Consider the following 22,404-nt stretch of genomic DNA (forward strand, 5'->3'; position numbering starts at 1 on the left):
CTCACTTCTCCACGTATCTCATCGAGCGGATGCCCCGCTCCAGGTGCCACTGCAGGTAGGCGGCGACCAGCCCGCTGCCCTCGCGCCAGTACCTCGGCTCGCAGTCGTCGGCGGTCCGCCAGTCTCCCGACAGCAGCGCACCGAGCAGTACCAGTGTCTCAGGGGAGGGTACGGCACTTCCGGGGACCCGGCAGTCGCCGCACAGCACGCCGCCGGCCTGGAGGGAGAAGAAGCGGTTGGGGCCGGGCAGCCCGCAGCGGGCGCAGTCGGTGAAGCTGGCGCCGTAGCCGTTGACGGCGAGCGAGCGCAGCAGGAAGGCGTCCAGCACCAGGTGCGACTGGTGGGTGCCGGCCGCCAGCGTGCGCAGGCCGCCGACCAGCAACAGGTACTGCTGGACGGCGGGTTGGCCCTCGTTCTCGGCGAAGCGCTCGGCGGTCTCCAGCATCGCGGTGCCGGCGGTGTAGCGGCTGTAGTCGTCGACGATCCGGGCGCCGTAGGGGGCGATGGTCTCCACCTGGGTGCACAGCGGCAGGGTGCGGCCGACCAGGTCGCTGCCGCGGCTGAAGAACTGGATGTCGACGTGCGAGAACGGTTCGAGGCGCGCGCCGAACTTCGACTTGGTCCGGCGCACACCGCGCGCCACCGCCCGCACCTTGCCGTGCTGGCGGGTGAGGAAGGTGATGATCCGGTCGGCCTCGCCGAGCTTCTGGGTGCGCAGCACGATGCCGTCGTCGCGGAAGAGACTCATGGTGAAGCCATTCTCCCGCACCCCACCGACAGTCCGGGGGCACCCGGTCGAGCGCCCGGCCGCCCGGCCGGTACGACCGCAGCCGTGAACCCGCACCGGGGTTGTGGGGGGTTAACCCGTGCGGTGCGGGACACGGCGGGCCCGGGAGGGGGGATGTTCGGGCCCGGCTCGTGGGGTGGGGAGGACGACGTGGAGAACGAGAAGGTGGAGCGGGTCAGTGCGGGGCGCGGGTCGCGGCTTCCAGCAACTGGTCGACCTGCGCGGCGGAGAGCTTGAGGCAGCGGCCGACCACGCCGAGCGCGGCCCGCTCCTGCGGGAGGTAGCGCCCGTCGGCGAGCGCCACCCAGGCGCCCTGGGTGAGCAGCCGCTCCCGACCCTGCAGGGCCAGGTGCGGGGCGAGGGGTTCGAGCGCGGCGTGCAGTTCGACGGCGAGGCCACCGCCCTCGACGTCCACGTCCAGCGGTTCGCCGCCGCCGTGGCCGGAGAGCGCGGCGAGCGCCGCCAGCACCTGGGCCTCGCCGCAGTCGTCGAAGCCCGCTTCCTTGATCACCGCGCAGGCGGCCTCCCGGCCGGCCCGGCTGCCGGTGCCGCCGGCCGCGAGGGCGGCCAGCGCGATGGTGTACTGCGCGTCCCGAAGCATCGCGCCGAGTCGGACCGAGGTCAGTTGCTCCAGGGCGTCGGTGCCGTAGCGGCCGCGGCAGGAGGTGCACTGCACGCTGCGGGCCACGCCGGCGAGCGGCAGGACCGGGGTGCCGAACAACCGCAGCCACCGCCGGCCGTGCTGCCGACGGTAGTTGCGGTCGCCGCCGCAGCCCGGGCAGAAGAATTCACCGAGGACATCCGTCCGCCAGCGAGGGCGAACACCCCACAACCCTGTCACGGCGCCACTCCCCAGACATGGCAGGCGGCCTGCACATCAATGGGCAGGTCACGCGACCGAACGCCGGAGGCCGTCCCACCGACCCCGGTTCCGGTCCGTCGATGTTGCCACGGTTACCGGCCCGTGTCAGCACCCTGAACGGGTGCCAAGGCGAAAATTTGTGACGGGGGCCACACCGTTCTCAACACGCTGCTCGAACGCCCGCGCACCCCATCGGCCCCGCCCGGAGCGCCCCCTCCGCGTCATCCGGAGCGCCCGCTCCACGCGACCCGACGGCCCGTCAAACAAGCGTCGCAGCAAGGAAGGAAGGAAGAACGGCGCAGCGAGACGCGAAGCGGAGCAGCACGGCGGAACGCGAAGGGGGCCCGCGGTGCGGGCCCCCTGGCGGTGGATCCGGGGCGTCAGTCGCGCTGCGCCCGGTTGACCGCGCTGACCAGGGCCTTCAGCGAGGCCAGCACGGTGTTGCCGTCGATGCCCACGCCCCACAGCACCTTGCCGTCGACCGCGCACTCGACGTACGCGGCGGCCTGGGCGTCGCCGCCTTCGCTCAGCGCGTGCTCGGCGTAGTCCAGCACCCGGACGTCCACGCCGATCGAGCCCAGCGCGTTGACGAAGGCGGAGACCGGGCCGTTGCCGGTGCCGGTCAGGGTGACCGGGTCGCCGTTGACGACGGCCTCGGTGGTCAGCGCGTCGCGGCCGTCCTCGGTGGTCAGGCTGCGCGAGCCGCTCAGCGAGATCCGGCCCCACGGGTTGGCCGGGGTCGGCAGGTACTCGTCCTGGAAGACGTCCCAGATCGCGCCGGGGGTGACCTCGCCGCCCTCGGCGTCGGTCTTCGCCTGGATGATCTTCGAGAACTCGATCTGCATCCGGCGCGGCAGGTCCAGCTTGTGGTCGTTCTTCAGCACGTAGGCGATGCCGCCCTTGCCGGACTGGCTGTTGACCCGGATGACCGCCTCGTAGCTGCGGCCGACGTCCTTGGGGTCGATCGGCAGGTAGGGCACGCCCCAGGTGTACTCGGAGACGGGGACGCCCGCTGCGGCGGCGTCCGCCTCCAGGGCGTCGAAGCCCTTCTTGATCGCGTCCTGGTGCGAGCCGGAGAAGGAGGTGTACACCAGGTCGCCGGCGTAGGGGTGGCGCTCCGGCACCGGCATCTGGTTGCAGTACTCGGCGGTGCGGCGGATCTCGTCGATGTCGGAGAAGTCGATCATCGGGTCGACGCCCTGCGAGAACAGGTTCATCCCGACGTTGACCAGGTCCAGGTTGCCGGTGCGCTCACCCTGGCCGAACAGGCAGCCCTCGACGCGGTCGGCGCCGGCCATGACGGCCAGCTCCGCCGAGGCGACGCCGGTGCCGCGGTCGTTGTGCGGGTGGGTGGACAGGCAGACGAACTCGCGGCGGGACAGGTTCCGCGACATCCACTCGATCTTGTCGGCGTAGACGTTCGGGGTGGAGCGCTCGACCGTGGTCGGCAGGTTCAGGATGATCTCGCGGCCCTCGCCCGGCTGCCAGACGTCCATCACCGCCTCGCAGACCTCCAGTGCGAAGTCCAGCTCGGTGTCGATGAAGATCTCCGGCGAGTACTCGTAGCCCAGGACGGTCTCGTCGCCCAGGATCTTCTCGGCGTACTCCATCACCAGGCGGGTGCCGTCGACGGCGATCGCCTTGATGTCGTCCTTGCTGCCCTTGAAGACCACCCGGCGGAACAGCGGCGAGGTGGCGTTGTACAGGTGGACGGTGGCCCGCGCCGCGCCCTTCAGCGACTCCACGGTGCGCTCGATCAGGTCCTCGCGGGCCTGGGTCAGCACCGAGATGGTGACGTCCTCCGGGATCGCGTTCTCCTCGATCAGGGAGCGCACGAAGTTGAAGTCGGTGGCGCCGGAGGACGGGAAGCCGACCTCGATCTCCTTGTAGCCCAGCTTCACCAGCAGGTCGAACATCTTGCGCTTGCGGGCCGGCGACATCGGGTCGATCAGCGCCTGGTTGCCGTCCCGCAGGTCGGTGGACAGCCACCGCGGGGCCTGGGTGATCACCTTGCTCGGCCAGGTGCGGTCGGGCAGGTCGACGGTGCCGAAGGGTACGTAGCGGTGGAACGGCATCCCCGACGGCTTCTGCTGCACCGAGGCGGCGGTGATCGGGGTGGGACGGTCGACGAACGCGCGGGCGACGGACGGCTGCTCGGTCATGGGTGAGAGTCTCGGCTTCCCTGGGTCGAAGGCGGTGTGTGGTCGGGGATACAGGACACCCGACTCGGCCGACGGACGTGCGCCGCTTCACGATCACGCTGGGCGCAACACGACTCCCCGCGGCGAGGGAGCCGGCCTTGACTGGACTACAGGCCCTCGCCGCGGCAGCTAAGAAGAAGCAGCCGGATACGCATGATGTCGCCAACTGTAACCCGAGCGAACGGCCGGACGCAGTGAGCGCCGCCACGATTCCACCCAGTGAGACGACGACCCGGTGCGTGGAGTTGGTGAAAAGCCTCGGCAAACCCCTTCACTGCGTAGCACACTGACAACCATGCGTATCCAGGTCACACGTACCGGCGGCTTCGCCGGCCTGCTCCGGTATGCCGAACTGGACACCGCCGATCGCCAGGACGCCCCGCACGTGCACGCCCTGGCCCGGGAGGCGGTGGCCGGCGGGCTGCGCGGGCCCGCGTACGGCGTACCGGACGGCTTCCACTACGAGATCACCGTCGACGGCCGCACGGTCTACTGCGCGGACCCCAAACTCACCGACTCCCAGCGCGAGTTGGTCAGTCTGGTGCTGCGCGAGGGCGCCTGACGGCCCGTCGGGTGCCTTCGGTGGCGCCCGCTGAGGCGGCTGTCAGCCGAAGCGGCCGTTGACGTAGTCGGCGGTGCGGGGGTCGGTCGGGTCGGTGAACATCGCCTCGGTCGGGCCGTGTTCGACGATGCCGCCGGGGGTGCCCTGTTCGGCCAGGAAGAACGCGCACTGGTCGGAGACGCGCTGGGCCTGCTGCATGTTGTGGGTGACGATCACGATGGTGACCTCCTCGACCAGTTCCCGGATGGTCTGCTCGATCCGGCGGGTGGAGGTGGGGTCGAGGGCCGAGCACGGTTCGTCCATCAACAGCACCTTGGGGCGCACCGCCAGCGAGCGGGCGATGCACAGGCGCTGCTGCTGTCCGCCGGAGAGCGCGCCGCCGGGCTGGCGCAGCCGGTCGGCGACCTCCTTCCACAGGCCGGCCTTGGTGAGGCACTCCTCGACCAGCTGGTCCTTCTGGGCGCGCGAGGCGCGGATGCCGGTGAGCTTCAGGCCGGCCACCACGTTGTCGTAGATGGACATCGCGGGGAACGGGTTGGGCTTCTGGAACACCATGCCGATGTCGCGGCGGGCCTCGGTGAGCCGCCGGTCGGGGGCGTAGATGTCGGCGCCGTCCAGCAGCACCTCGCCGGCCAGGGTGGCGCTCGGGATCAGCTCGTGCATCCGGTTGAGGATCCGCAGGAAGGTCGACTTGCCGCAGCCGGAGGGGCCGATCAGCGCGGTGACCCGGCCGGCCGGCATCTCCAGGGAGACCTGCTCCAGCACCTTGCGCTCCCCGAACCACGCGGAGATCGCGCGGGCGTCCAGCGTGCCGGCGGGGCTGGGCGCGCCGGACGGCAGGAGGGGCGCGGCGGGGCCGGGGACGGTGAGCGGTTCGGTGCTGGTCATCCAGCGCTCCTTGCGGGTCGGGCCGGGCCGCGCGGGGTGGCGCGGCCGAGGGTTCGTCAGATCAGGTTGGGCAGCAGCCGGGCGACCTCGTCGGCCACCGCGAGGGAGACCGCCCCGAGCACCGGGACGCCGATGATCCAGGTCGGCCGGCGGCCCCAGCGGGCCCAGCCCAGGGCGAGGCCGACGGCGGCGAGCAGCAGCAGTTCGCCCCAGAGCACCAGCGGGATCCACGCGCCGTCGTCGGTGCCCATCGCGGTCTCGCTCCTGGGCAGCGCGTCGGCGGACATCGGCCGCGGGTTGTTGGGGAGGACGTCGCTGGTCAGGTCGGCGTCGACGACCAGGGTGCCGTTGGGCCCGAACTCCGGTCCGGAGCCGGTGACCAGGATCAGCCGGCCGGCCCCGGGGGTGATGTCCGGGGGCAGCGGGTCGCCGGCCCGGCGCACCTTCAGCACCCGGAACTTGCTGACGCCCTGACCGGTGGTCACCTTGAAGGTCTCGCCGACGGTCAGGCTGCCGAGGTTGCCGAACGGCCCGCCGTAGCCGGCCTGCCGGCCGAGCAGCACGGCGGTGCCGGCCTGGCCGGGCATCGGCGAGTCGCGCCGGTGGCCGGGGCCGAGTTCCAGCACTCCCCCGGTGGTGCCCTCCCGGACCACCTCCGTCAGCCCGAGCTCCGGGATCTCCAGCAGCGCCACCGGCGTCCCGAGTTGGACCGGCGCGCCGGTCTGGTCCAGCTGCCCGATCGGCACCGTGCCCTTGGCGAGGCTCTCCCGCAGCGCGGCGTACCCGGTCTGGTGGTCGCGCAGGTGCTTGAGGCTGCCCAGCGGGCCGAGCTCCAGCACGAGTCCGATCAGCAGCGCGGCGACGATGGTCAGCGCCGCGCCGACCAGCTGCGGGCCGTCCGGGAGGATCCGCGGCCTGGTGCCCGTCGCGGCGGCGGGGGCCACGATCGGCCGCACCTGGGGCTTCGAGGGCGGCGGCGGGGCGAACGCCGCGGCGAGCGCAGCGGACGGCGTGGCGGACGGGTCGGCGGGCGACGGCAGCTCGGTCACGGTCACTTCACACCCGCCTCGGCGCCCGTCGCGGACTGACTGTCCGTGGCACCGAAGATCTCCGACGCCTCGATGCGCTCGGCCGTCGCGACACCCTCCGACGCCCCGGAGCCGTCCGAGGCGACATCAGTGGCATCAACGGCATCAGGAGCATCACCGGACGGGGCGTCACCACCACGCGGGCCGGCGTCTCCCGCGGGAGCGTCGCCCTCCCCCTCCTTGCGGCGCTGCCGCGCCTTGCGGATCTGCGGCACCGCGATCCAGCCGAGCAGCAGCAGCCCGCCGACCACCGCCAGCCAGGAGCCGATCGAGGTGGCGCTGTCGCCGGAGGCGGAGCCCGAGCCCGAGCCGGACCCGGAACCGGCCGCGGGCTTGGTCGCGGGCGGCGGGTTGGTGGGGTCGGCCGCGGCGGCGTGGATGACGCCGTCGGCGGCGACCGCGCCGGCCTTCCACGTGGTCGGTCCGGTGAAGGTGAGGGTGCCGGTGAAGTCGCGCAGCGACTTGGGGTTGACCTTGGCGCGGCAGCTGGCGGTGATGGTGTAGTCGCCGGTCAGCTGGCTGACGCCGCTGCGGTTGGCGATCACCCGCAGGGTGTTGGAGAGCGGGATCACGAAGCCGCCGTTGGCGGCGGGCCGGTAGGCGGTGACCGCGGTGGTGCCGATCAGCGGGACGCCCTCGGCGGGGAAGCCGGGCCCGGTGAGCTTGACGCCCAGGTAGTCGGCAACGGGGTCGGGGCACTTGCCGTCGGTGAGCAGGTCGATGGCGTCGTCGTCGTGGCCGGTGGCGTAGTCGAAGGACAGCGTGCCCGGCAGCACGGGTTCGGCGGCGGCGCGGTGGGCGCCGGTGAACTGACCGAGGGTCACCAGGAGGGCCAGGCCGACGGTGACCACGACCGGGTGGACCGGCGGGCGCAGCGCGGCGAGCCGGCGGTTGCGGCGGCGGGCCTGCCGGATCGCGAGGCCCAGGCCGACGACGAGCACCAGCAGGACCAGCACGGTCCACGGGATGGTGGCGTAGCGGTGCTTGTACACGGTGCTGGAGAGCTTGGGGTCGCGGTCGCCGTTGACGGCCATCGGGTCGATGGTGATGCCGGCCGTGCTCCACAGCGTCGGGTAGGCGCCGCTCACCTGGACCCGGTAGGTGACGCCGCTGCCGGGCAGCAGCTCCTGCAGGTCGGCGGGGGCGGCGCCGTTGGCGATGCTGCCGAAGGCGTTGGTGACCCGGACGGTCTGCTTGCCGCCGAGCCGGACGTTGCCGGTGTTGCGAACCGTGTAGGTGAGGGTGGTGCGGCCCTCCGCGAAGGGGTTGAGGCTCGGGTGGTAGACCGCGCGGGCGTCCTGGACGCTGAGCTCGGCGCGCAGGTCGCCGGAGACCCGGATGTTGACCCGGGTGCCGACCCGCTGGTCGACGGAGACCGCGTTGCCGTTGGCGTCCTTGCTCTCCTGACGGAGCGCCACCACGATGCCCGCGGCGTGGTCGCCGGGGGTGGCGTCGCGCGGGACGGCCAGCGTGAACGGGACGATCTGCCGGCTGCGGGCGGGGAGTTCGAGGGAGCTGACGGCGGTGCGCAGCCAGGCGCCGGCCTGGGTGGAGGGCTTGCCCTCGGGCAGCACGTCGTAGCCGCCGCTGTCGGTGTTGAAGGCGTCGGCGGGGTAGAGCCGCAGGGTCAGCGGCTGGTCGCCGTAGTTCCACACCGCCACGTGGTCCTTGACCACGGCGCCCGGGGTGGCGGAGTAGCCGAAGTTGCCGCGGCCGTCGGGGTCGGTGGCGGTGGCGGGCTGGATGCCGAAGGTCTGCGCCTGCGGGGCGTCAGCGGGCGCGGTCCGCGGTGCGGCGTGGGCGGGCTGGCCGCCGAGCAGGAGCAGCAGGGCGGGGAGAAGTGCCAGGAGCCATCGGCGCATCGGCGGGTTCCTCGGGGTGCGGGGGCGGTGCGGGGAGAGTGGCGGCCGGGCCGCCCTGGCGCTGGTTCGGCCACGAATGCGCGTACGGTGTACGGGCGTTGTGCTCGTGGTGTGCCGATTTCGCCAGGGCGGCCCGGCCGCCGGGTGACGGACTGACAGCCCTCAGGTGAAGGCTGGGCGTCAGATCGCGGTCAGGGTGAGCACGCCCTGGTAGGTGCCCGGCAGGGTGGAGGTCGGGGCCAGCAGGGTCAGGTCGGCGCCGAGCTTGGCGGTGCCGAGGCCGGTGGCGGTGGCCAGGGTCCGGGAGGACTTCAGGCCGAGCACGCCGTTGTCGTTGACCCCGACCGCGTCGGCCGGGTTGACCGTGCCGCCGAGGGTGACCTTGAGGCCGTCGCCCTTGGAGACCAGGTTCGGGGCCCAGCCGAGGTTCTGCGGGTTGATCAGGTTCGCGCCGGAGGTGAACTGCGCGACCTGGCCGCTGACCGACCAGCCGGGGGCGCCGGCACGGGTGTCGGTGACGGTGACGGTCTGGATCGGGCCGGCGGTGCCGAACCGGGTGGAGTCGTTGTTCAGGGTCAGCGGGGGCAGCGAGACGTTGGTCCCGGCCACGCTGATCACCAGGGCGCCGGGGGCGACCGTGGTGGTGATGGTCTCGGAGACCGGGGCCGGCGGCGGGGTGGTGCCGCCGCCACCGCCACCCGCCGGGGTGACGGTGAACGCCACGGCCGGGGAGACCGACGCCGCGTACAGGTTGGCGTCCGCCGGGGTGAAGGAGGCGGTCAGCGAGTGGTCGCCCTCGGCCAGGTCGGACAGGGTGACGGAGGCGGTGGCGGCGGAGACGGCCACCGGGGTGCCCAGCGGGGCGCCGTTGTCCAGGAACTGGACGGTGCCGTCGGCCGGCTGGTCGATGGTGGCGGTGACCTGGACGGCGGTGCCGTGCTGGGCCGAGCCGGACGGGTTGACCGCGAGGGCGGTGTGGGTCGCGGTCGCGGCCTTCGGGCTGACGGTGTAGGCCACCGTCTGCGCGGTGGAGCCGCCGAAGCCGCCGTCGGTGGAGGTGAACACCGCGCCGAGCGTGTGCGCGCCCTTGGCCAGGGTGCTGGTCTTCAGCACGGCCTGGCCGCCGGAGACGGCCACCGGGGTGCCCAGCGGGGCGCCGTTGTCGGTGAACTGCACGTTGCCCGCGGCGGCCGGGGAGACGGCGGCGGTCAGGGTGACCTCGCTGCCCTCGGTGGCCGAGCCGTTGGGGGTGGCGGTCAGCGTGGTGGTGGTCGCCACGACGACCGGCGGGTTCGGGTCGGTGCTGGTGTAGCTGTTCGGGGCGGTGAACCAGATCGCGCCCACGAAGTCGCCGAAGTAGGTCTGGCCGATCTTCGCCTGGCAGCGGACGTGGAACTCGTACTTGCCGCTGAGGGTGCTGAAGCCGTTCTTCTGCGCGAAGGAGGCCATGGTGTCGGACAGCGGCACCGAGAGGCGGCCCTGGGCGTCCGGCGGGTAGATGGACTGCGCGGCGTTCGGGGTGACGCCGTAGCCGTTGGCCGGGAAGCCCTGGCCGAAGACCAGCGCCTGCAGGTTGGTGCCGCCGGGGCAGCTGCCCGAGGTGACCAGGTTGATCAGCTCGGTGTCCGAGCCGGTCGCCGGGTTGACGGCGACGGTGCCGATGGTCGGGCTGTCCGCGGCGAACGCGGAGGCCGAGCCGAGGATGGTGGCGCTGCCGGCCGCCAGCAGGGTCGCCGCGCCGAGCGCGACGGTGCGGGTGATGCGGATGCTCACGACTGTGATGCCTTTCGCTAACGGAAGATGAGGGAGGGTCAGCCGGTGGTGCGAGAGGTGTCACCGCAGTTGGCGTTGACGCCGAAGCCGTACTGCTTGATGACCGCGGTCTGCTGGCAGACGAGCGCGCCGGAGCCGACGAACGCGTCGCTCCAGGGGCTGACGCCGACCTTGGCGGTGGGGATGACGTTGTAGACGTCGCGGGTCGCGGCGGCGTTGGTGTTCAGCAGCACCGACGGGACGCCGTTGATGTTGCCGAGCTGGGCGGTGCCGCGCAGGTCGGCGATGGTCGCCGAGGACTGGGCGATGTACTGGGCGATCGAGAACGGCACCAGCGAGTTGGTGTCGAGCACGCGGCCGTCGTGCTCCTCGATCTTCTTGCCGCCCTTGGTGTCCGAGACGCAGGGGTACTTGCCGGAGGTCACGTCGGCCTCGGTGATGCCGACCACGGACTCCCAGAAGCTGCGGGTGCCGGAACCGGCCTGCGGCAGCAGCGGGTGGATGTCGTAGTTCGGGCCGGTGCCGACGTAGCCGGGGTCGCAGCTGTAGATGGCGTGCAGGTCCGCGGTGGACAGGTCCAGCGGCAGCGCGGAGCCGGCCGAGACCGCGTAGGTGACGCCGTCGACGGCGAACGGGACGTAGGTCAGGCCCGGGGTGACGGCGGCCAGGTTCAGGCTGGAGGAGCGGGAGAAGTCCAGGCAGCCGTTGCCCTTGTTGAGCTCGTTGACCAGGGCGGTGCGGCCGGCGCCGGAGCCGTTCGGGCGGTTCAGGCCCTGGCAGGCGGCGGTGGACTTGGTGTTGATGGTCGGGGTGCCGACCGCGTCGTACGAACCGATGATCTTCTGGCCGTTCAGGGTCACGGCGTTGGCGATCGCGTTCATCACGCCCTGGGTGGTGTCGGAACCGACACCCGCCAGCAGGCGGTACTGCGGGGCACCGGTCGGGTCGGCCTGGGCGGTGCCGGTGCCGGCGATCATCAGACCGAGGCCGGTGGCCACGGTGACGGCCTTGGCCACCTTGCGCTTGGTGTGCAGGTTCATGGGCGTGAGTCCCCTTGTTCGGTACGAATCGGTGCTTATCGGACTGGTTCCGGGCAGCACGGAGCCGAGGCTCCGGCTTGGTGGCGCCGTGGTGCGTGCGAAGGGTCGGAAGGAGGACAGGTGGTCTGAGGGGGCGTCAGCGGCGCCGGCCGGGGCCGGTCAGCGGCGCAGCGCCCGGAGCAGCCGCGGTCCGAAGACCCCGGCGGCGGCGGCCAGCAGGCCGACCAGCAGTGCCCCGCCGAGCAGGTAGCGCAGCGCGCCGACGTCGGTGCCGGCGGTCTTGGCGACCGGGGCGGCCGAGGGCGCGGGCGACAGCATGCTCGGCTCGTGCGAGGGCGTCGGCGACGGGCCGGGCGGTGTGCCCGGGTCCTGGGCGCCGCCGGCTCCGCCGCCGTTGTCGGCGTGGCCCGCACCGGTCGAACCGGTGCCGCCGGCGCTGCCACTGCTGCCGCTGCCCGTGGTCGTACCGGTGGTGCTGCGGGTGGCGGGACTGGAGGCGGCGGCGGTGGGCGTGGCGCTCGCGGTGGGCTCGGGCACGCCGGCCCGGGCCTCGATCGCGTCGGCGACGGCGAGGGTCTGGGTGCGCAGCGTCTGCGGCAGCTGGGCGTAGCCCGCGGCGAGCTGTCCGGCGGCGACGCCGGGCACCTGGCCGCCGCCCATCGCGTAGCGCAGCAGCGCGGCGTAGGACTTGCCGCTCTCCTTGTCGAGCGCGCTGGGCACGGTGGCCGCGTAGGTGATGGTGGTGAGCGGGTAGCCGCCGGCGACCTTCGCCGCCGGGTCGACCACCGGTGCGCCGACCTTCTCGCCGGCCGGCGCGGCGGCCGCCTCGGTGAGCAGTGCCTGGTCGGTCGGCGCGACGAACTCGCCGTTGGCGTTGCGCAGTTGGGCGGTGTTCAGCCCGTAGCGGGCGGCCTGGGCGGTGGTGGTGACGGCGAGGATCCCGCGCAGGCCCTGGGCCTGCGGCGCGGCCTTCTTCAGCGACGGCGGCAGCGCGGTGGCGTCCCACACCGACTTGGCGAGCGTGTCGCCGCGGGCGGTGGCGCGGGAGCCTTCGCGCATGTTGCTGGCGTAGGGGTGGCCGTCCAGGTTGCACCACTCGGGGCGGTTGAACGGGTCGTCCGGGAACGCCTGGCAGTAGCCGTCCGGCTTGGGGTAGTTGGAGCGCGGCATCTCGACCTGGGCGAGGGTGAAGTGCGGGTTCACCTGGTGGTGCCACTTGGCGTCGGGCTGGCCGTTCAGGAACGCGCGGGCGTCGGCGTCGGCGAGCACCCAGAGCCACAGCAGGCGGGCCGCGTCTCCCTCGCCGGACGGGAGCAGCACGTCGGCGATCCGGGAGGGGAAGTACAGCGTGGAGAACTGCGGGTTGAGCTCGATGAACTCGGGGTCGGAGGTGAGGTCCAGCGGGTTGCCCGGCGGGATGTCGGGGTCTCCGGGGTTCACCGAGTAGCGGTAGCTCTGGCTGAGCAGCTTGGCCACCAGCCGCGGGGTGAGCTTGAGGTCGGTGATCCGCTGGCCGTCCTTCTGCCGGATCTCCGGGGGTGTCCGCGAGTAGGACTGGCTCTCGATGTTGAACGAGATCGCCAGGCCGGACACCGCGAGCGGGGCGTACACCGGGGTGCGGCCCTCGACCTGCTCGGCCTTGGGCAGCGGGCTGCCGACGAAGATCAGGCCGGGGTCGCCGCGGGTGAGCCGGCTGCGGGCCAGGTCGTCGGTGATCTGGGTGTAGCTGAAGATGCCGCCGGCCTGCTGGCACAGCACCGGCTGCCAGCGCCAGACGGCCTCGGCGGCGACCTCGGTGCCGGCGGTGGGCCGCTCGGTCGAGCCGATCGGGCAGGACAGGCCGACCGGTTCGAAGTGCAGCGGGACCACCAGGCGCTTGTCCCAGTTGGTGCGGGACAGCGGCGAGGACTGCAGCTGCCCGGACGAGCCGACCGGCGGCTTGTCGTCGACCTCGAGCTCGCCGCGCGGCACGACCACCAGCCAGCACTGCCGGCCCTCGGTGAACGGCCCCGGCTGGCCCTTGGGCGTCTGCCCGCAGCCCAGGCCCGGCGCCTCCATGCCGGTCTGCACCTCGAAGAACACCTGGCCGGTGCCGTCCGCCCGGGTCGGCGCGAACGGCACCTCGTTGGTGGACTGCACGTCGTAGAACTGGCTGCTGCCCTGCGTCTCCTCCGGGTCACCGGTGACCGAGCGGAACGGGACGTAGGTGTTCTGGTTGTCGGTGCGGTCCGGCAGGTTCTCCCGGCCGTCCTTCAGGATGCCGTAGTTGAGCTGCCGGCTGGGCACGTACGCGCCGCCGCGGCTGTCGCCCTTGGTGGCGCCGTACTGGCACTGGCTGCGGTCCGGACCGGCGCCGTCGCCCCAGCACTGCATGAGCGTCAGGTAGTCCTGGCCGAACACCATCGGGCTGGGGACGGTCGGCTTGCCGCCGGTCCAGCCGACCGTGACCACCTGGTTCACCAGGTGGGTGGTCTGCGAGACGGTCACCTTCAGGTTGGCGAACTCGCCACTGCCGGTGACGGTGACCGCGTCGCCGGTGGCCCCGGCGGCCTGCGGCTTCGCCGCGGCGGCGCTGCCGGTGCCCTGCGGGGCGCGCTTGGTGGCGCTGTGCGTCGGGTCGATGCCGGTCGGGGCGCCGGTCAGCGGGTCGACCGGGATCTCGGTGGTGGCGTCGTGGGCGTCCGCGACCCGCGCGGGCGGGCCGCCCGGGTCGGCGGAGAGCGCCGCACCGCCGGCCGCCGCCATCACCAGCGCCAGCACGCCGACGGTCCGCGCCGCCCGCTGCACCGCACTGCGTCTGCCGCTCATCGGGTCTCCCCCTCGTCGACCTTGGGCAGCTCGGCGGTCGGGGCGTCGCCCTTCGGGGCGTCGCCGCTCGGCACGCCGGCCGACGGTGCGTCACCCTTCGGCGCGCCCGCCCCGCCCGCTGACGGGGCGTCGGCGCTCACCGGCGCGTCGGCCGACGGGGCCTGGGCGGGTGCCGACTCGGCCGCGGCGGGCTCGGCGGGCGGCAGGGCCGCGGGGGCGCCGGGCTGCGGCGCGGGCACCATGCCGCCCCACATCACGGGCGCGCCCTGCGCCGGGACCGGCGGCTGTCCGCCGCCCCACGGCGGGCCGAACGGCGGCTGCGGGAACGGCTGCGGCGCGAAGGGCGCCGGCCCGTACGGGGCCTGACCGGGCATCAGGGCAGGCGGGGCGACGGCCACGAAGCCGTCCGCGGTGCGCGCGGTGCGCCCGGCGATCAGCGGCGGCAGCACGATCAGCGCGACCAGCAGACCGCCGGCCATCGCCATCAGGGTGTAGCGGAGCCCGGACCCGGCTCCCGCGGCCAGCGGCACCGAGTCGGCGCTGTACTGCTGGCCGGAGCCGCCGGAGGTGCCGCTGCCGCCGCCGGTGAGCGCCGGGTCGCCGCCGGAGCCGCCGCCACTGGCGGAGCCGCCCGCCGCGCCGCCCGCCGCGCCACCGGCCGTGCCCCCGGTGCCGCCCGTCCCGCCGGTGCCGCCCGCGCCGCCGGTGCCGGAGCCGCCCGCCGCGCCACCGGCCGCACCGCCGGCGCTGCCGCCGCCGTTGTTGGTGACCGGGGTGGTGGACTTGTTGCCGCCGGTGCCGGTGGCGCACTGCTTGCCGGAGTCCTTGCGGTCGCAGTCCTGCGGCTTGTCCGCGCTGTCGGCGTACGGGTTGCTGCCGTTCGGGCCGAAGGTCGGGTTGGAGCACTTGCCGGCGTCGAAGGCGCGGCCCTCGCTGCCCGGGATCTTGGCGAGCTGTTCGAAGCCGGACTGCACCAGGTTGGGGGTCAGCGGCGAGTAGCCGAGCCCGTCGGCCTGTTTCTGGCCCTCGCAGAGGAAGTAGTAGCCGAACGCGCCGAGCGTCTTGCCCTTGTCCCTGCTGAACGTCCCGACCTCGCTGGTGTGCACCACCATGTAGCTGTACGAGGAGAGCGGGTAGGCCCGGCTGTCGGGGGCGTCGTACACGCTGTCGAGCTGCTGGGTCAGGTCGGGGTTGATCCGGACCTGCTTCAGCGCGACCGAGACGTTCTTGCCGTTCGGCTCGGCGTAGTAGCCCGCGCTGTTGAGCATCTTGGCCACCGGGAAGCGGCTGTTGAGCGCGTACGAGTACTCGACGTAGGTGATCGCGCCGACGTTGGCGTCGTTGGCGACCGCGTTGGCGACCGCCACGGAGGTGCCGAGGGCCTGCCAGGTGGAGCCGGACAGCAGCGGGTAGAAGGAGGTCATGCCGCACGGCTGCTTGCGCGGGGTGCGCCGGCAGTAGTCGTCCCAGATCCCGGTCTGCTTCTTGCTCATCCAGGTGGTGAGCTGCGCGGTGGTGCCGGAGCCGTCGGAGCGGACCACCGGGCGGACCGCGATGTCCGGCATCTTCAGCCCGGGATTGTCGGCCTGGATCGCCGGGTCGTTCCAGCGGGTGATCACACCGGTGAAGATCTTGGCGATGGACTCGCCGGACAGCCGCAGGTTGGTGACCCGGGCGCCGCCGATCTTCAGGTTGTACATGAACGAGGTGCCGCCGGCCACGATCGGCAGGTACGCCGAGGGCCACGGCGGCGGCGCGTCGAACTGGCCGCCGTCGTTGAGGCCGTACGGGATCTCGGTGACCGCGAAGTCGGTGGCGCCGTTCTTGAACTGGTTGCGGCCGTAGCTGGAGCCCTGGGCGTCGAAGTCGATGGTCATGCCGTACTGCCGGACGTTGCTGACCCAGGAGTCCATCGCGTTGGAGCTCCAGGTCGAACCGGCACCGGAGATCCGCCGGTAGTCCTCGGCCGCGGCGCGCGGGACCGCGCCGAACATCACCGAGGCGGCGGACAGGGCGAGCACGGCGAAGAAGGTGAGGGTGCGGGAGATCGCGCTCCTGGACACGGGGGCCTTTCGGGCGGTTCGGTTCGAGGCGGGGGCCGCGGGCGGTGCGGGCCACGGCGGGGCGGCGGGCTGCGGCTGGGCCGGCTGCGGGACCATCCGCAGCAGGTCCTGGTACGAGCGCAGCTGACGGCGGCGCTGCTGACGGGCGGTCAGCTCGCCCGGGCCGCGGCCGCCGAGGAAGCGGGCGACCAGGAAGAGCAGCAGGACCAGCCCCATCAGCACCGCGGCGGCGCCGAAGGCGCGCGCCTTGTGCAGGTCGGACGGCAGCTTGATGAGGGTGAACGCCATCAGCGGCAGCGAGGCCTGCGCGCCGTCGGTCGGGTCGAGGTTGAGGTTCTTCGTGTAGCCGGAGCACAGCAGCACCGGCGAGGTCTCGCCGATGCCGCGGGCGGCGGCCAGGATGATCGCGGTGGCCAGGCCGGAGCGGGCGCTGGGCAGGGTGACCGTCCACACGGTGCGCCAGCGGCCGGCGCCGAGCGCGTAGGAGGCCTCCTTCAGCGAGCCGGGCACCAGCCTCAGCACCACGTCGGAGGCGCGGATCAGGATCGGCAGCATCATCACGGACAGCGCGACGCTGGCGGCGAAGCCGGAGCGGGAGAAGCCCAGGGTGATGACCAGCACGGCGTAGATGAACAGGCCGGCCAGGATCGAGGGCAGCGCGGTCATCGCCTCGACCAGGGTGCGCACCAGCCGGGCGAACCGGCCGGGCACCTCGCTGAGGAAGACCGCGCAGGACAGGCCGAGCGGGATGGTGATGGCCAGGGAGATGGCGATCTGGCTGAGCGTGCCGACGATGGCGTGCAGCGCGCCGCCCTGGTCCAGCGGGTCGGCGGGGCCGGCCAGCGAGAGGTCCTGGGTGTAGAAGTTCAGGTGCCGCAGTGCGGTGAAGCCGTGCCAGAAGACGTAGCCGACGGTCCACAGCAGGATGCCGAGCAGCAGCGCGGCGATCGAGTGCACCACCGCGGAGGCCAGCCGGTCGCGGACCGAGAGCTTGCCCTCGTCGCGCAGCACCAGCGCGTAGAGGCCGAGGAAGCCCAGCCAGGTGCAGACCACGAAGCCGATGGCGCCGCTGAACGGGGCGATCCGCTGGAACAGCAGCGCGGAGAGCGCGACGGCGCCGGCCAGGCTGCCGAGCAGCGCCCAGTGGTCGGTGCCGCGCTTGCCGCCGGTGCGGCGGCGCGGACCTTCGGCGACGGCGCCCGGCGCGGGCTTGTCGACCACCGTGGTGCGGCGGGTGGTGGGCGGGGTGAGGGTGGTCACGAGCTGGCCCCCGATCGGCTGCGGGCCACCACGGCGGCCGCCGCGAAGTTGACCACCAGGGTGAGCAGGAAGAGCGTGAGTCCGGCGGCCATCAGCGCGGAGACCGAGAAGTTGCTGGAGTCGCCGTAGCGCAGCGCGATCAGCGGCGCGACGGCGCTGCCGCCGGTCTGCAGGATGTGCGGCTGGATCTCGAAGTGCATGGAGAGGATCAGGTAGACGCTGATCGTCTCGCCGAGCGCCCGGCCGAGGCCGAGCATGGTGCCGCCGATGATGCCGCCGCGGCCGAACGGCAGGACGACGGTGCGGATCATGCCCCAGCGGGTGGAGCCGAGCGCGTAGGCGCCCTCGCGTTCGCCGGCCGGGGCCTGGTCGAAGACCTCGCGCATGATGGAGCACATGATCGGCGTGATCATGAAGGCGACCACGGTGCCGGCCATCAGGCTGGAGGCGGTGTAGATCAGCGGCGGAGTGACCGGGTCGTCGACCTTGACGTCGCCGCTGACCGTGAAGAGCGGGAACCAGCCGAAGTAGGTGGCCAGCCAGCGGGCGATGCCGGTGAGCTTGTACTGCAGCAGGACGAAGCCCCACACGCCGTAGACCACGCTGGGCACCGCGGCCATCAGGTCGACCATGCCGATCAGGGTCCGCTTGAACTTCCGCGGCGCGTACTCGCTGATGTACAGCGCGCTGCCGAGCGCCAGCGGCATCGCCAGGGCGACCGCGATGCCGCCGATCAGCACGGTGCCGGTGAGCACCGCGGCGATGCCGAACTGGCCGTGGCCGCCGTCCGGGTTCCAGTTCTCGACGGTGAGGAACGACCAGCCGGCGGTGCGCAGCGCGTCGGTCGCCCGGACCGCCAGGTAGCCGCCGACGCCGAGCATCACGCAGAGCACGAACGCGCCGCTGGCCCGGGCACAGGTGAGGAACAGCACGTCCGCGAGGTCGGGCCGCGAGGACGGGGTGATCCGCCGTTCGGTGTCGTCCTTGGCGAGCCGGACCTGGGTGTCGCTCATACGCCGCTCCTGCGCAGGGCCGGACCGGCCGTCGGACGGACCGGGGCGGCGCCCTGCCGGGGCAGCGCGACCAGCGGGCGCGGTCCGGGGTCGGCGGTGCGGGCTCCGGCCAGGAACAGGCCGAGGCTGTACTGGCATTCGCGCTGCCGACGGTATGCGCGCGTAGAACTTGCCACCGGCTCCCCCTCGATCTCCAGTCGCCAGCGCCAGAGTTGGCCGTGCTCCACGCCGGCGACCACCGAGCGGGCGTGGTCGAGTCCGAGTTGCAGCCTGCCGATCGCCGCCAGGCAGTCCGCGAGCTCGGCGAAGACCCGCTCGCCCTGCCCGAGGTGCCGGTTGTTCGCTCCGAGGAGCCGCCAGACCACGCCCCCGCCGGCCAGTTCAGGCTGCGGGGGTCTGCTGACGATGAGGAATCTCGGCTGTCCCATGCCGGTCTTCGCCTTCCGGAGCGTTCAGTGGCCGGAACAGACCGTCTCGGTTCCGGGGGGATTCGTGGAACCAGAGGCATGAACGCCGGACACGGGCGAAGTGAACGAGGGGTGCGCTAGACCTCCACATCTCGTGCACCGGCCATTCGATTCTGATGACCCGTCAGATACCTTCGGACACCGGTCCGTTGACGAAGAATCGGGACATGCCAAGGACGGCCGGGACAGTCCACCACCCGACACCGGAGCATCGCCGAAGTTTTACCCTGTCACGGGAACCGTCTGGCGTCCCATCAGATCCAGCCGTCGAGGGAGTCGAGGAACGCCGCCGGATCGTCCCGGTGGATGCAGTGGCCGGTGCCGGGGACGGTCCGGACCTCGAAACCGCGGGTCCGCAGCCGCTCGGCCTCGACGGGGGTCACCAGGGTGCTCGGATCGGCGAGCTGGACCAGGGAGGGGACGGCCGCGGCGGCCGGCAGCCCGGAGTGCCCGGGATGGGCCCACAGGCCGACGGCGGTGTCCGGGTCCCAGACGGCCAGGGTGGCGAGCTCCACGTCCACGTCCTCGGCGGCCCAGCCGGGGTGCATCGCGGTGATGAAGGCCCGGGTGCCGAACCGCTTGAACCCGACGAAGGGTTCGGGTCCGGCCCCCGGCCGGTCGTAGACGAAAGCCGGGTCGCTGTACACCGCACGGGCGGGTTTCAGCCGTTCCACGGCGTCTCGCAGGGCGAGACCGCCCATCGAGTGGCCGAGGGCGAGTGCGACGCCCGCGGGCAGCGTCTCCACCAGGTCGTCGGCGTACCGCGCCGGGTGGTAGCGCTCGGCGGGGCCGGCGCCCGCCCCGCGCGGGGAGGCGCCGTGGCCGCGCAGGTCGGCGGCGATCACCCGGTAGCCGCGCTCGGCCAGCGCCGGGCCGACCAGCCGCCAGGTGCGGTGGTCGGCCTGGATGCCGTGGATCAGCAGGGCGATCCGGTCGCCGGTGCCCCATTCGCGGGTGTGCAGCTTCACGCCCGGACCCTACCGGAACCTCCCCGGCCCCACCGGAACCGCCGACGGCCCGGTGACGCGCCGTCAGAAGCCGAGCTTGCGCAGCTGCTTGGGGTCGCGCTGCCAGTCCTTGGCGACCTTGACGTGCAGGTCCAGGTAGACCGGGGTGCCGAGCAGCGCCTCGATGTGCTTGCGGGCGGTGGTGCCGACGTGCTTCAGCCGGGCGCCCTTGGCGCCGATCACGATCGCCTTCTGGCTCTGCCGCTCGATGTACACGTTGGCGTGGATGTCCAGCAGCGGCCGGTCCGCGGGACGGCCCTCGCGCGGCAGCATCTCCTCGACCACCACCGCCAGCGAGTGCGGCAGCTCGTCCCGGACGCCCTCCAGCGCGGCCTCGCGGATCAGCTCGGCCACCATGATCTGCTCCGGCTCGTCGGTCAGGTCGCCGTCCGGGTACAGCGGCACGCCCTCCGGCAGCAGCTTGGTGAGCAGGTCGGCGACCAGCGTCACCTGCTGGTCGCCCACGGCCGACACCGGGATGATCTCGGCCCATTCGAAGCCGAGCTCGAGCCCGAGCTGGTGGACCGCGATCAGCTGCTCGGCCAGGCGCTTGGAGTCCACCAGGTCGGTCTTGGTGACGATCGCCACCTTGGGGGTCTTCTTGAGCTCGGCGAGCTCCTTGGCGATGAACTTGTCGCCGGGGCCGAGCTTCTGGTCGGCGGGCACGCAGAAGCCGATCACGTCGACCTCGGCCCAGGTGGTGCGGACCAGGTCGTTGAGCCGCTCGCCGAGCAGCGTGCGGGGCTTGTGCAGCCCGGGGGTGTCGACCAGCACCAGCTGGGCGTCGGGGCGGTGCACGATGCCGCGGACGGTGTGCCGGGTGGTCTGCGGACGGTCGGAGGTAATCGCGACCTTCGTCCCGACCAGCGCGTTGGTCAGGGTCGACTTTCCCGCGTTGGGACGGCCGACGAAGCACGCGAACCCGGAGCGGTACGGGGAGGAAGGGGCATTCATGGCACCCATTGTCGCCGATCGGCGGACCGCCTCCGCTCAGGCGGTGCCCGTGGTGCCCACGCCGGTCAGCCGGTCTTCTTCTTCCCGCTCCCGGTGATGCCGCCGACCAGCACGAACGCCAGCAGGACGAGCGTGCCGGCCAGCCACCACGGCGAGCCGGTCTCGTGCCAGCGGCCGAAGCCCATCACGCTGAGCAGCAGCCCGCAGAAGAACGCCGCAACTCCCATGTCCCCTCCCCGGGTTGCCCCCGCCGGGGAGCCCCCCAGCCGATGCGATTATCGCACCCGGACAGCGCAGGGGTGGGGCGCCGTTTCCGGACACCCCACCCCTGCGCGGAGGGTTCAGCGGGCCTCGGCGGCCAGCTTCAGCACCCCGTCCGGACCGGCCAGCAGCACCGGCGTACCGGCCCCGCCCAGGTCCCGGACGGCCGCCAGGTCCGCCTCGGCCGGAGCCTCGGCGGCGGAGACCACCGCGGCCGCCTCCAGGCTCTTCGCCCCGCTGGCCACCGCCATCGCCACCGCGGTCTGCAGCGCGCTCAGCCGGAGCGACTCCAGCGCGACGGTGCCGGCCACGTAGGTGCGGCCGGTCTCGTCGCGGACCGCCGCACCCTCGGCCACGCCGTTGCGGGCGCGGGCCGACCGCGCCAGCGTGATGATCTTCTTGTCCTCGGGGTCCAGTTCGGTGAGCTCAGTCATGGCCCCGAGCATAGGCGGCCGCCCCGGGCCCGGGTACGGACGCTCAGCCCTTGAGCACCGCTCCCTCGCCCAGCGGCGCGAACTCCGCCAGCGCGGCCTCGATCCGGGCCAGCACCGCCCCGTCCAGCGCCAGTTCGGCGGCGGCCAGGTTCTCCGCGATGTGCGCGGGGGTGCGGCTGCCCGGGATCGGCACCACGTGCGGGTCCTGGTGCAGCAGCCAGGCCAGCGCCAACTGGCCGGGCTTGACGTCGAGTTCGGCGGCGATCGCGCGCAGCGGGGCGTACCGGTCGTTGTTCGCGGCGAGGTTCTCGGCGCTGAACCGGGCCTGCTGCTGCCGGAAGTCGCCCTCGCCGACCTGCTGCACGGTGCCGGTGAGGAAGCCGCCGCCGAGCGGGCTCCAGGCCACCACGCCGACGCCCAGCTCGCGGGCGGCGGCCAGCAGCTCCGGGTCGGCCGGCTGCCACATCGACCACTGGGTCTGCACCGCGGCGACCGGGTGCACCGCGTGCGCGGCACGCAGCTGCGCGGCGGTCACGTTGGAGACGCCGAGGTGCCGCACCAGGCCGTCGGCGATCAGCTCGGCGACCGCCCCGACGGTCTCCTCGAAGGGCACCTGCGGGTCCGGGAAGTGCGGGTAGTACAGGTCGATCGCCTCGACGCCGAGGTTGCGCAGCGACTGCTCCGCGTAGCCGCGCACGTACTTGGGCTCGCAGTTCACCGCCAGCTCGCCGAAGGCGAAGTGCACCGGGAAGCGGTGCGGCTCGGCGCCGTCCGGGATCCGGAAGCCGAACTTGGTGGCCAGCACCACGTCCTCGCGCCGGCCGTGGACCGCGCGGCCGACCAGTTGCTCGTTGTGCCCGTCGGCGCCGTAGCCGTCCGCGGTGTCGATCAGCCGGGCCCCGGCGTCGATGGCGGCCCGCAGCGCGTCCTGCCCGCGCTGCTCGTCGATCTCGCCGTACATGCCGGGCGAGAGCACCATCGCCCCGAACCCGATCGGCGAGCTGGCCAGCGCCCCGAGAGTGCGCTCGGTCATCGGTCGTTCCCCCTCCAAACAGCCTTTCACCCGGCGGATCT

The 22,404-nt window shown here is 72.8% G+C and carries 18 protein-coding genes; 1 reads left to right on the forward strand and 17 read right to left on the reverse strand.

Going from position 1 to position 22,404, the window contains the following annotated elements:
* Position 1: 1 nt before the first annotated feature.
* The 3 genes from recO to leuA form a co-directional block, all read right to left on the reverse strand.
* A complete protein-coding gene (gene recO / locus ACWD4U_RS09510) occupies positions 2-748 on the reverse strand; it encodes a DNA repair protein RecO (protein ID WP_363461465.1) in 747 nt (248 codons plus the stop codon).
* 214 nt (positions 749-962) lie between these two features.
* The gene (locus tag ACWD4U_RS09515; protein WP_449787153.1) at positions 963-1,628 is read right to left on the reverse strand and encodes a TerB family tellurite resistance protein; all 666 of its coding nucleotides are present in this window, start codon (positions 1,626-1,628) and stop codon (positions 963-965) included.
* 401 nt (positions 1,629-2,029) lie between these two features.
* Entirely contained in the window at positions 2,030-3,811 is a 1,782-nt protein-coding gene (gene leuA, locus ACWD4U_RS09520) for a 2-isopropylmalate synthase (protein ID WP_363461469.1), read from the reverse strand.
* A 334-nt stretch (positions 3,812-4,145) separates the two neighbouring features.
* On the opposite strand from leuA, the gene ACWD4U_RS09525 reads away from it, so the two are divergent.
* Positions 4,146-4,412: a protealysin inhibitor emfourin gene (locus ACWD4U_RS09525; RefSeq protein ID WP_449787154.1), complete on the forward strand. Its 267-nt coding sequence runs from the start codon at positions 4,146-4,148 to the stop codon at positions 4,410-4,412.
* 42 nt (positions 4,413-4,454) lie between these two features.
* Here the strand turns inward: ACWD4U_RS09525 and ACWD4U_RS09530 are convergent, their stop codons facing one another.
* From ACWD4U_RS09530 to ACWD4U_RS09595, 14 genes are all read right to left on the reverse strand, one after another.
* The gene (locus ACWD4U_RS09530; RefSeq protein WP_363452442.1) at positions 4,455-5,300 is read right to left on the reverse strand and encodes a phosphate ABC transporter ATP-binding protein; all 846 of its coding nucleotides are present in this window, start codon (positions 5,298-5,300) and stop codon (positions 4,455-4,457) included.
* Between the two features lie 56 nt (positions 5,301-5,356).
* A complete protein-coding gene (locus ACWD4U_RS09535; protein WP_363452444.1) occupies positions 5,357-6,349 on the reverse strand; it encodes a sortase in 993 nt (330 codons plus the stop codon).
* Between the two features lie 2 nt (positions 6,350-6,351).
* Positions 6,352-8,250: a hypothetical protein gene (locus ACWD4U_RS09540; RefSeq protein WP_363452446.1), complete on the reverse strand. Its 1,899-nt coding sequence runs from the start codon at positions 8,248-8,250 to the stop codon at positions 6,352-6,354.
* Positions 8,251-8,430: 180 nt separating this feature from the next.
* A complete protein-coding gene (locus ACWD4U_RS09545; protein WP_363452448.1) occupies positions 8,431-10,023 on the reverse strand; it encodes an Ig-like domain-containing protein in 1,593 nt (530 codons plus the stop codon).
* A gap of 38 nt (positions 10,024-10,061) precedes the next feature.
* Positions 10,062-11,063, reverse strand: coding sequence for a substrate-binding domain-containing protein (locus ACWD4U_RS09550; protein ID WP_363452450.1), 1,002 nt, complete (start codon positions 11,061-11,063; stop codon positions 10,062-10,064).
* Between the two features lie 159 nt (positions 11,064-11,222).
* Complete coding sequence (locus ACWD4U_RS09555; RefSeq protein WP_363452452.1) at positions 11,223-13,871, reverse strand: hypothetical protein; 2,649 nt, start codon at positions 13,869-13,871, stop codon at positions 11,223-11,225.
* Positions 13,868-17,194 carry a phosphate ABC transporter permease PstA gene (pstA, locus tag ACWD4U_RS09560; RefSeq protein ID WP_363452454.1) on the reverse strand — a complete coding sequence of 1,109 codons (3,327 nt, stop codon included), beginning with the start codon at positions 17,192-17,194 and terminating at the stop codon, positions 13,868-13,870. The genes ACWD4U_RS09555 and pstA overlap by 4 nt, the downstream gene beginning before the upstream one ends.
* The gene (gene pstC, locus ACWD4U_RS09565; protein WP_363452456.1) at positions 17,191-18,207 is read right to left on the reverse strand and encodes a phosphate ABC transporter permease subunit PstC; all 1,017 of its coding nucleotides are present in this window, start codon (positions 18,205-18,207) and stop codon (positions 17,191-17,193) included. The genes pstA and pstC overlap by 4 nt, the downstream gene beginning before the upstream one ends.
* Positions 18,204-18,635 (reverse strand): hypothetical protein, encoded by a 432-nt coding sequence (locus ACWD4U_RS09570; protein WP_363452458.1) that lies wholly within the window; start codon positions 18,633-18,635, stop codon positions 18,204-18,206. The genes pstC and ACWD4U_RS09570 overlap by 4 nt, the downstream gene beginning before the upstream one ends.
* Positions 18,636-18,928: 293 nt before the next feature.
* A complete protein-coding gene (locus ACWD4U_RS09575; protein WP_363452460.1) occupies positions 18,929-19,642 on the reverse strand; it encodes an alpha/beta fold hydrolase in 714 nt (237 codons plus the stop codon).
* 63 nt (positions 19,643-19,705) lie between these two features.
* Positions 19,706-20,635: a GTPase Era gene (era, locus tag ACWD4U_RS09580; RefSeq protein ID WP_449787155.1), complete on the reverse strand. Its 930-nt coding sequence runs from the start codon at positions 20,633-20,635 to the stop codon at positions 19,706-19,708.
* A 65-nt stretch (positions 20,636-20,700) separates the two neighbouring features.
* Positions 20,701-20,862 carry a hypothetical protein gene (locus ACWD4U_RS09585; protein ID WP_363452465.1) on the reverse strand — a complete coding sequence of 54 codons (162 nt, stop codon included), beginning with the start codon at positions 20,860-20,862 and terminating at the stop codon, positions 20,701-20,703.
* Between the two features lie 114 nt (positions 20,863-20,976).
* Positions 20,977-21,330 carry a cytidine deaminase gene (locus tag ACWD4U_RS09590; RefSeq protein WP_363452467.1) on the reverse strand — a complete coding sequence of 118 codons (354 nt, stop codon included), beginning with the start codon at positions 21,328-21,330 and terminating at the stop codon, positions 20,977-20,979.
* 43 nt (positions 21,331-21,373) lie between these two features.
* The gene (locus tag ACWD4U_RS09595; protein WP_363452469.1) at positions 21,374-22,363 is read right to left on the reverse strand and encodes an aldo/keto reductase; all 990 of its coding nucleotides are present in this window, start codon (positions 22,361-22,363) and stop codon (positions 21,374-21,376) included.
* Between the last annotated feature and the right edge of the window lie 41 nt (positions 22,364-22,404).

It is taken from the genome of Kitasatospora sp. NPDC002522, from assembly GCF_053595195.1.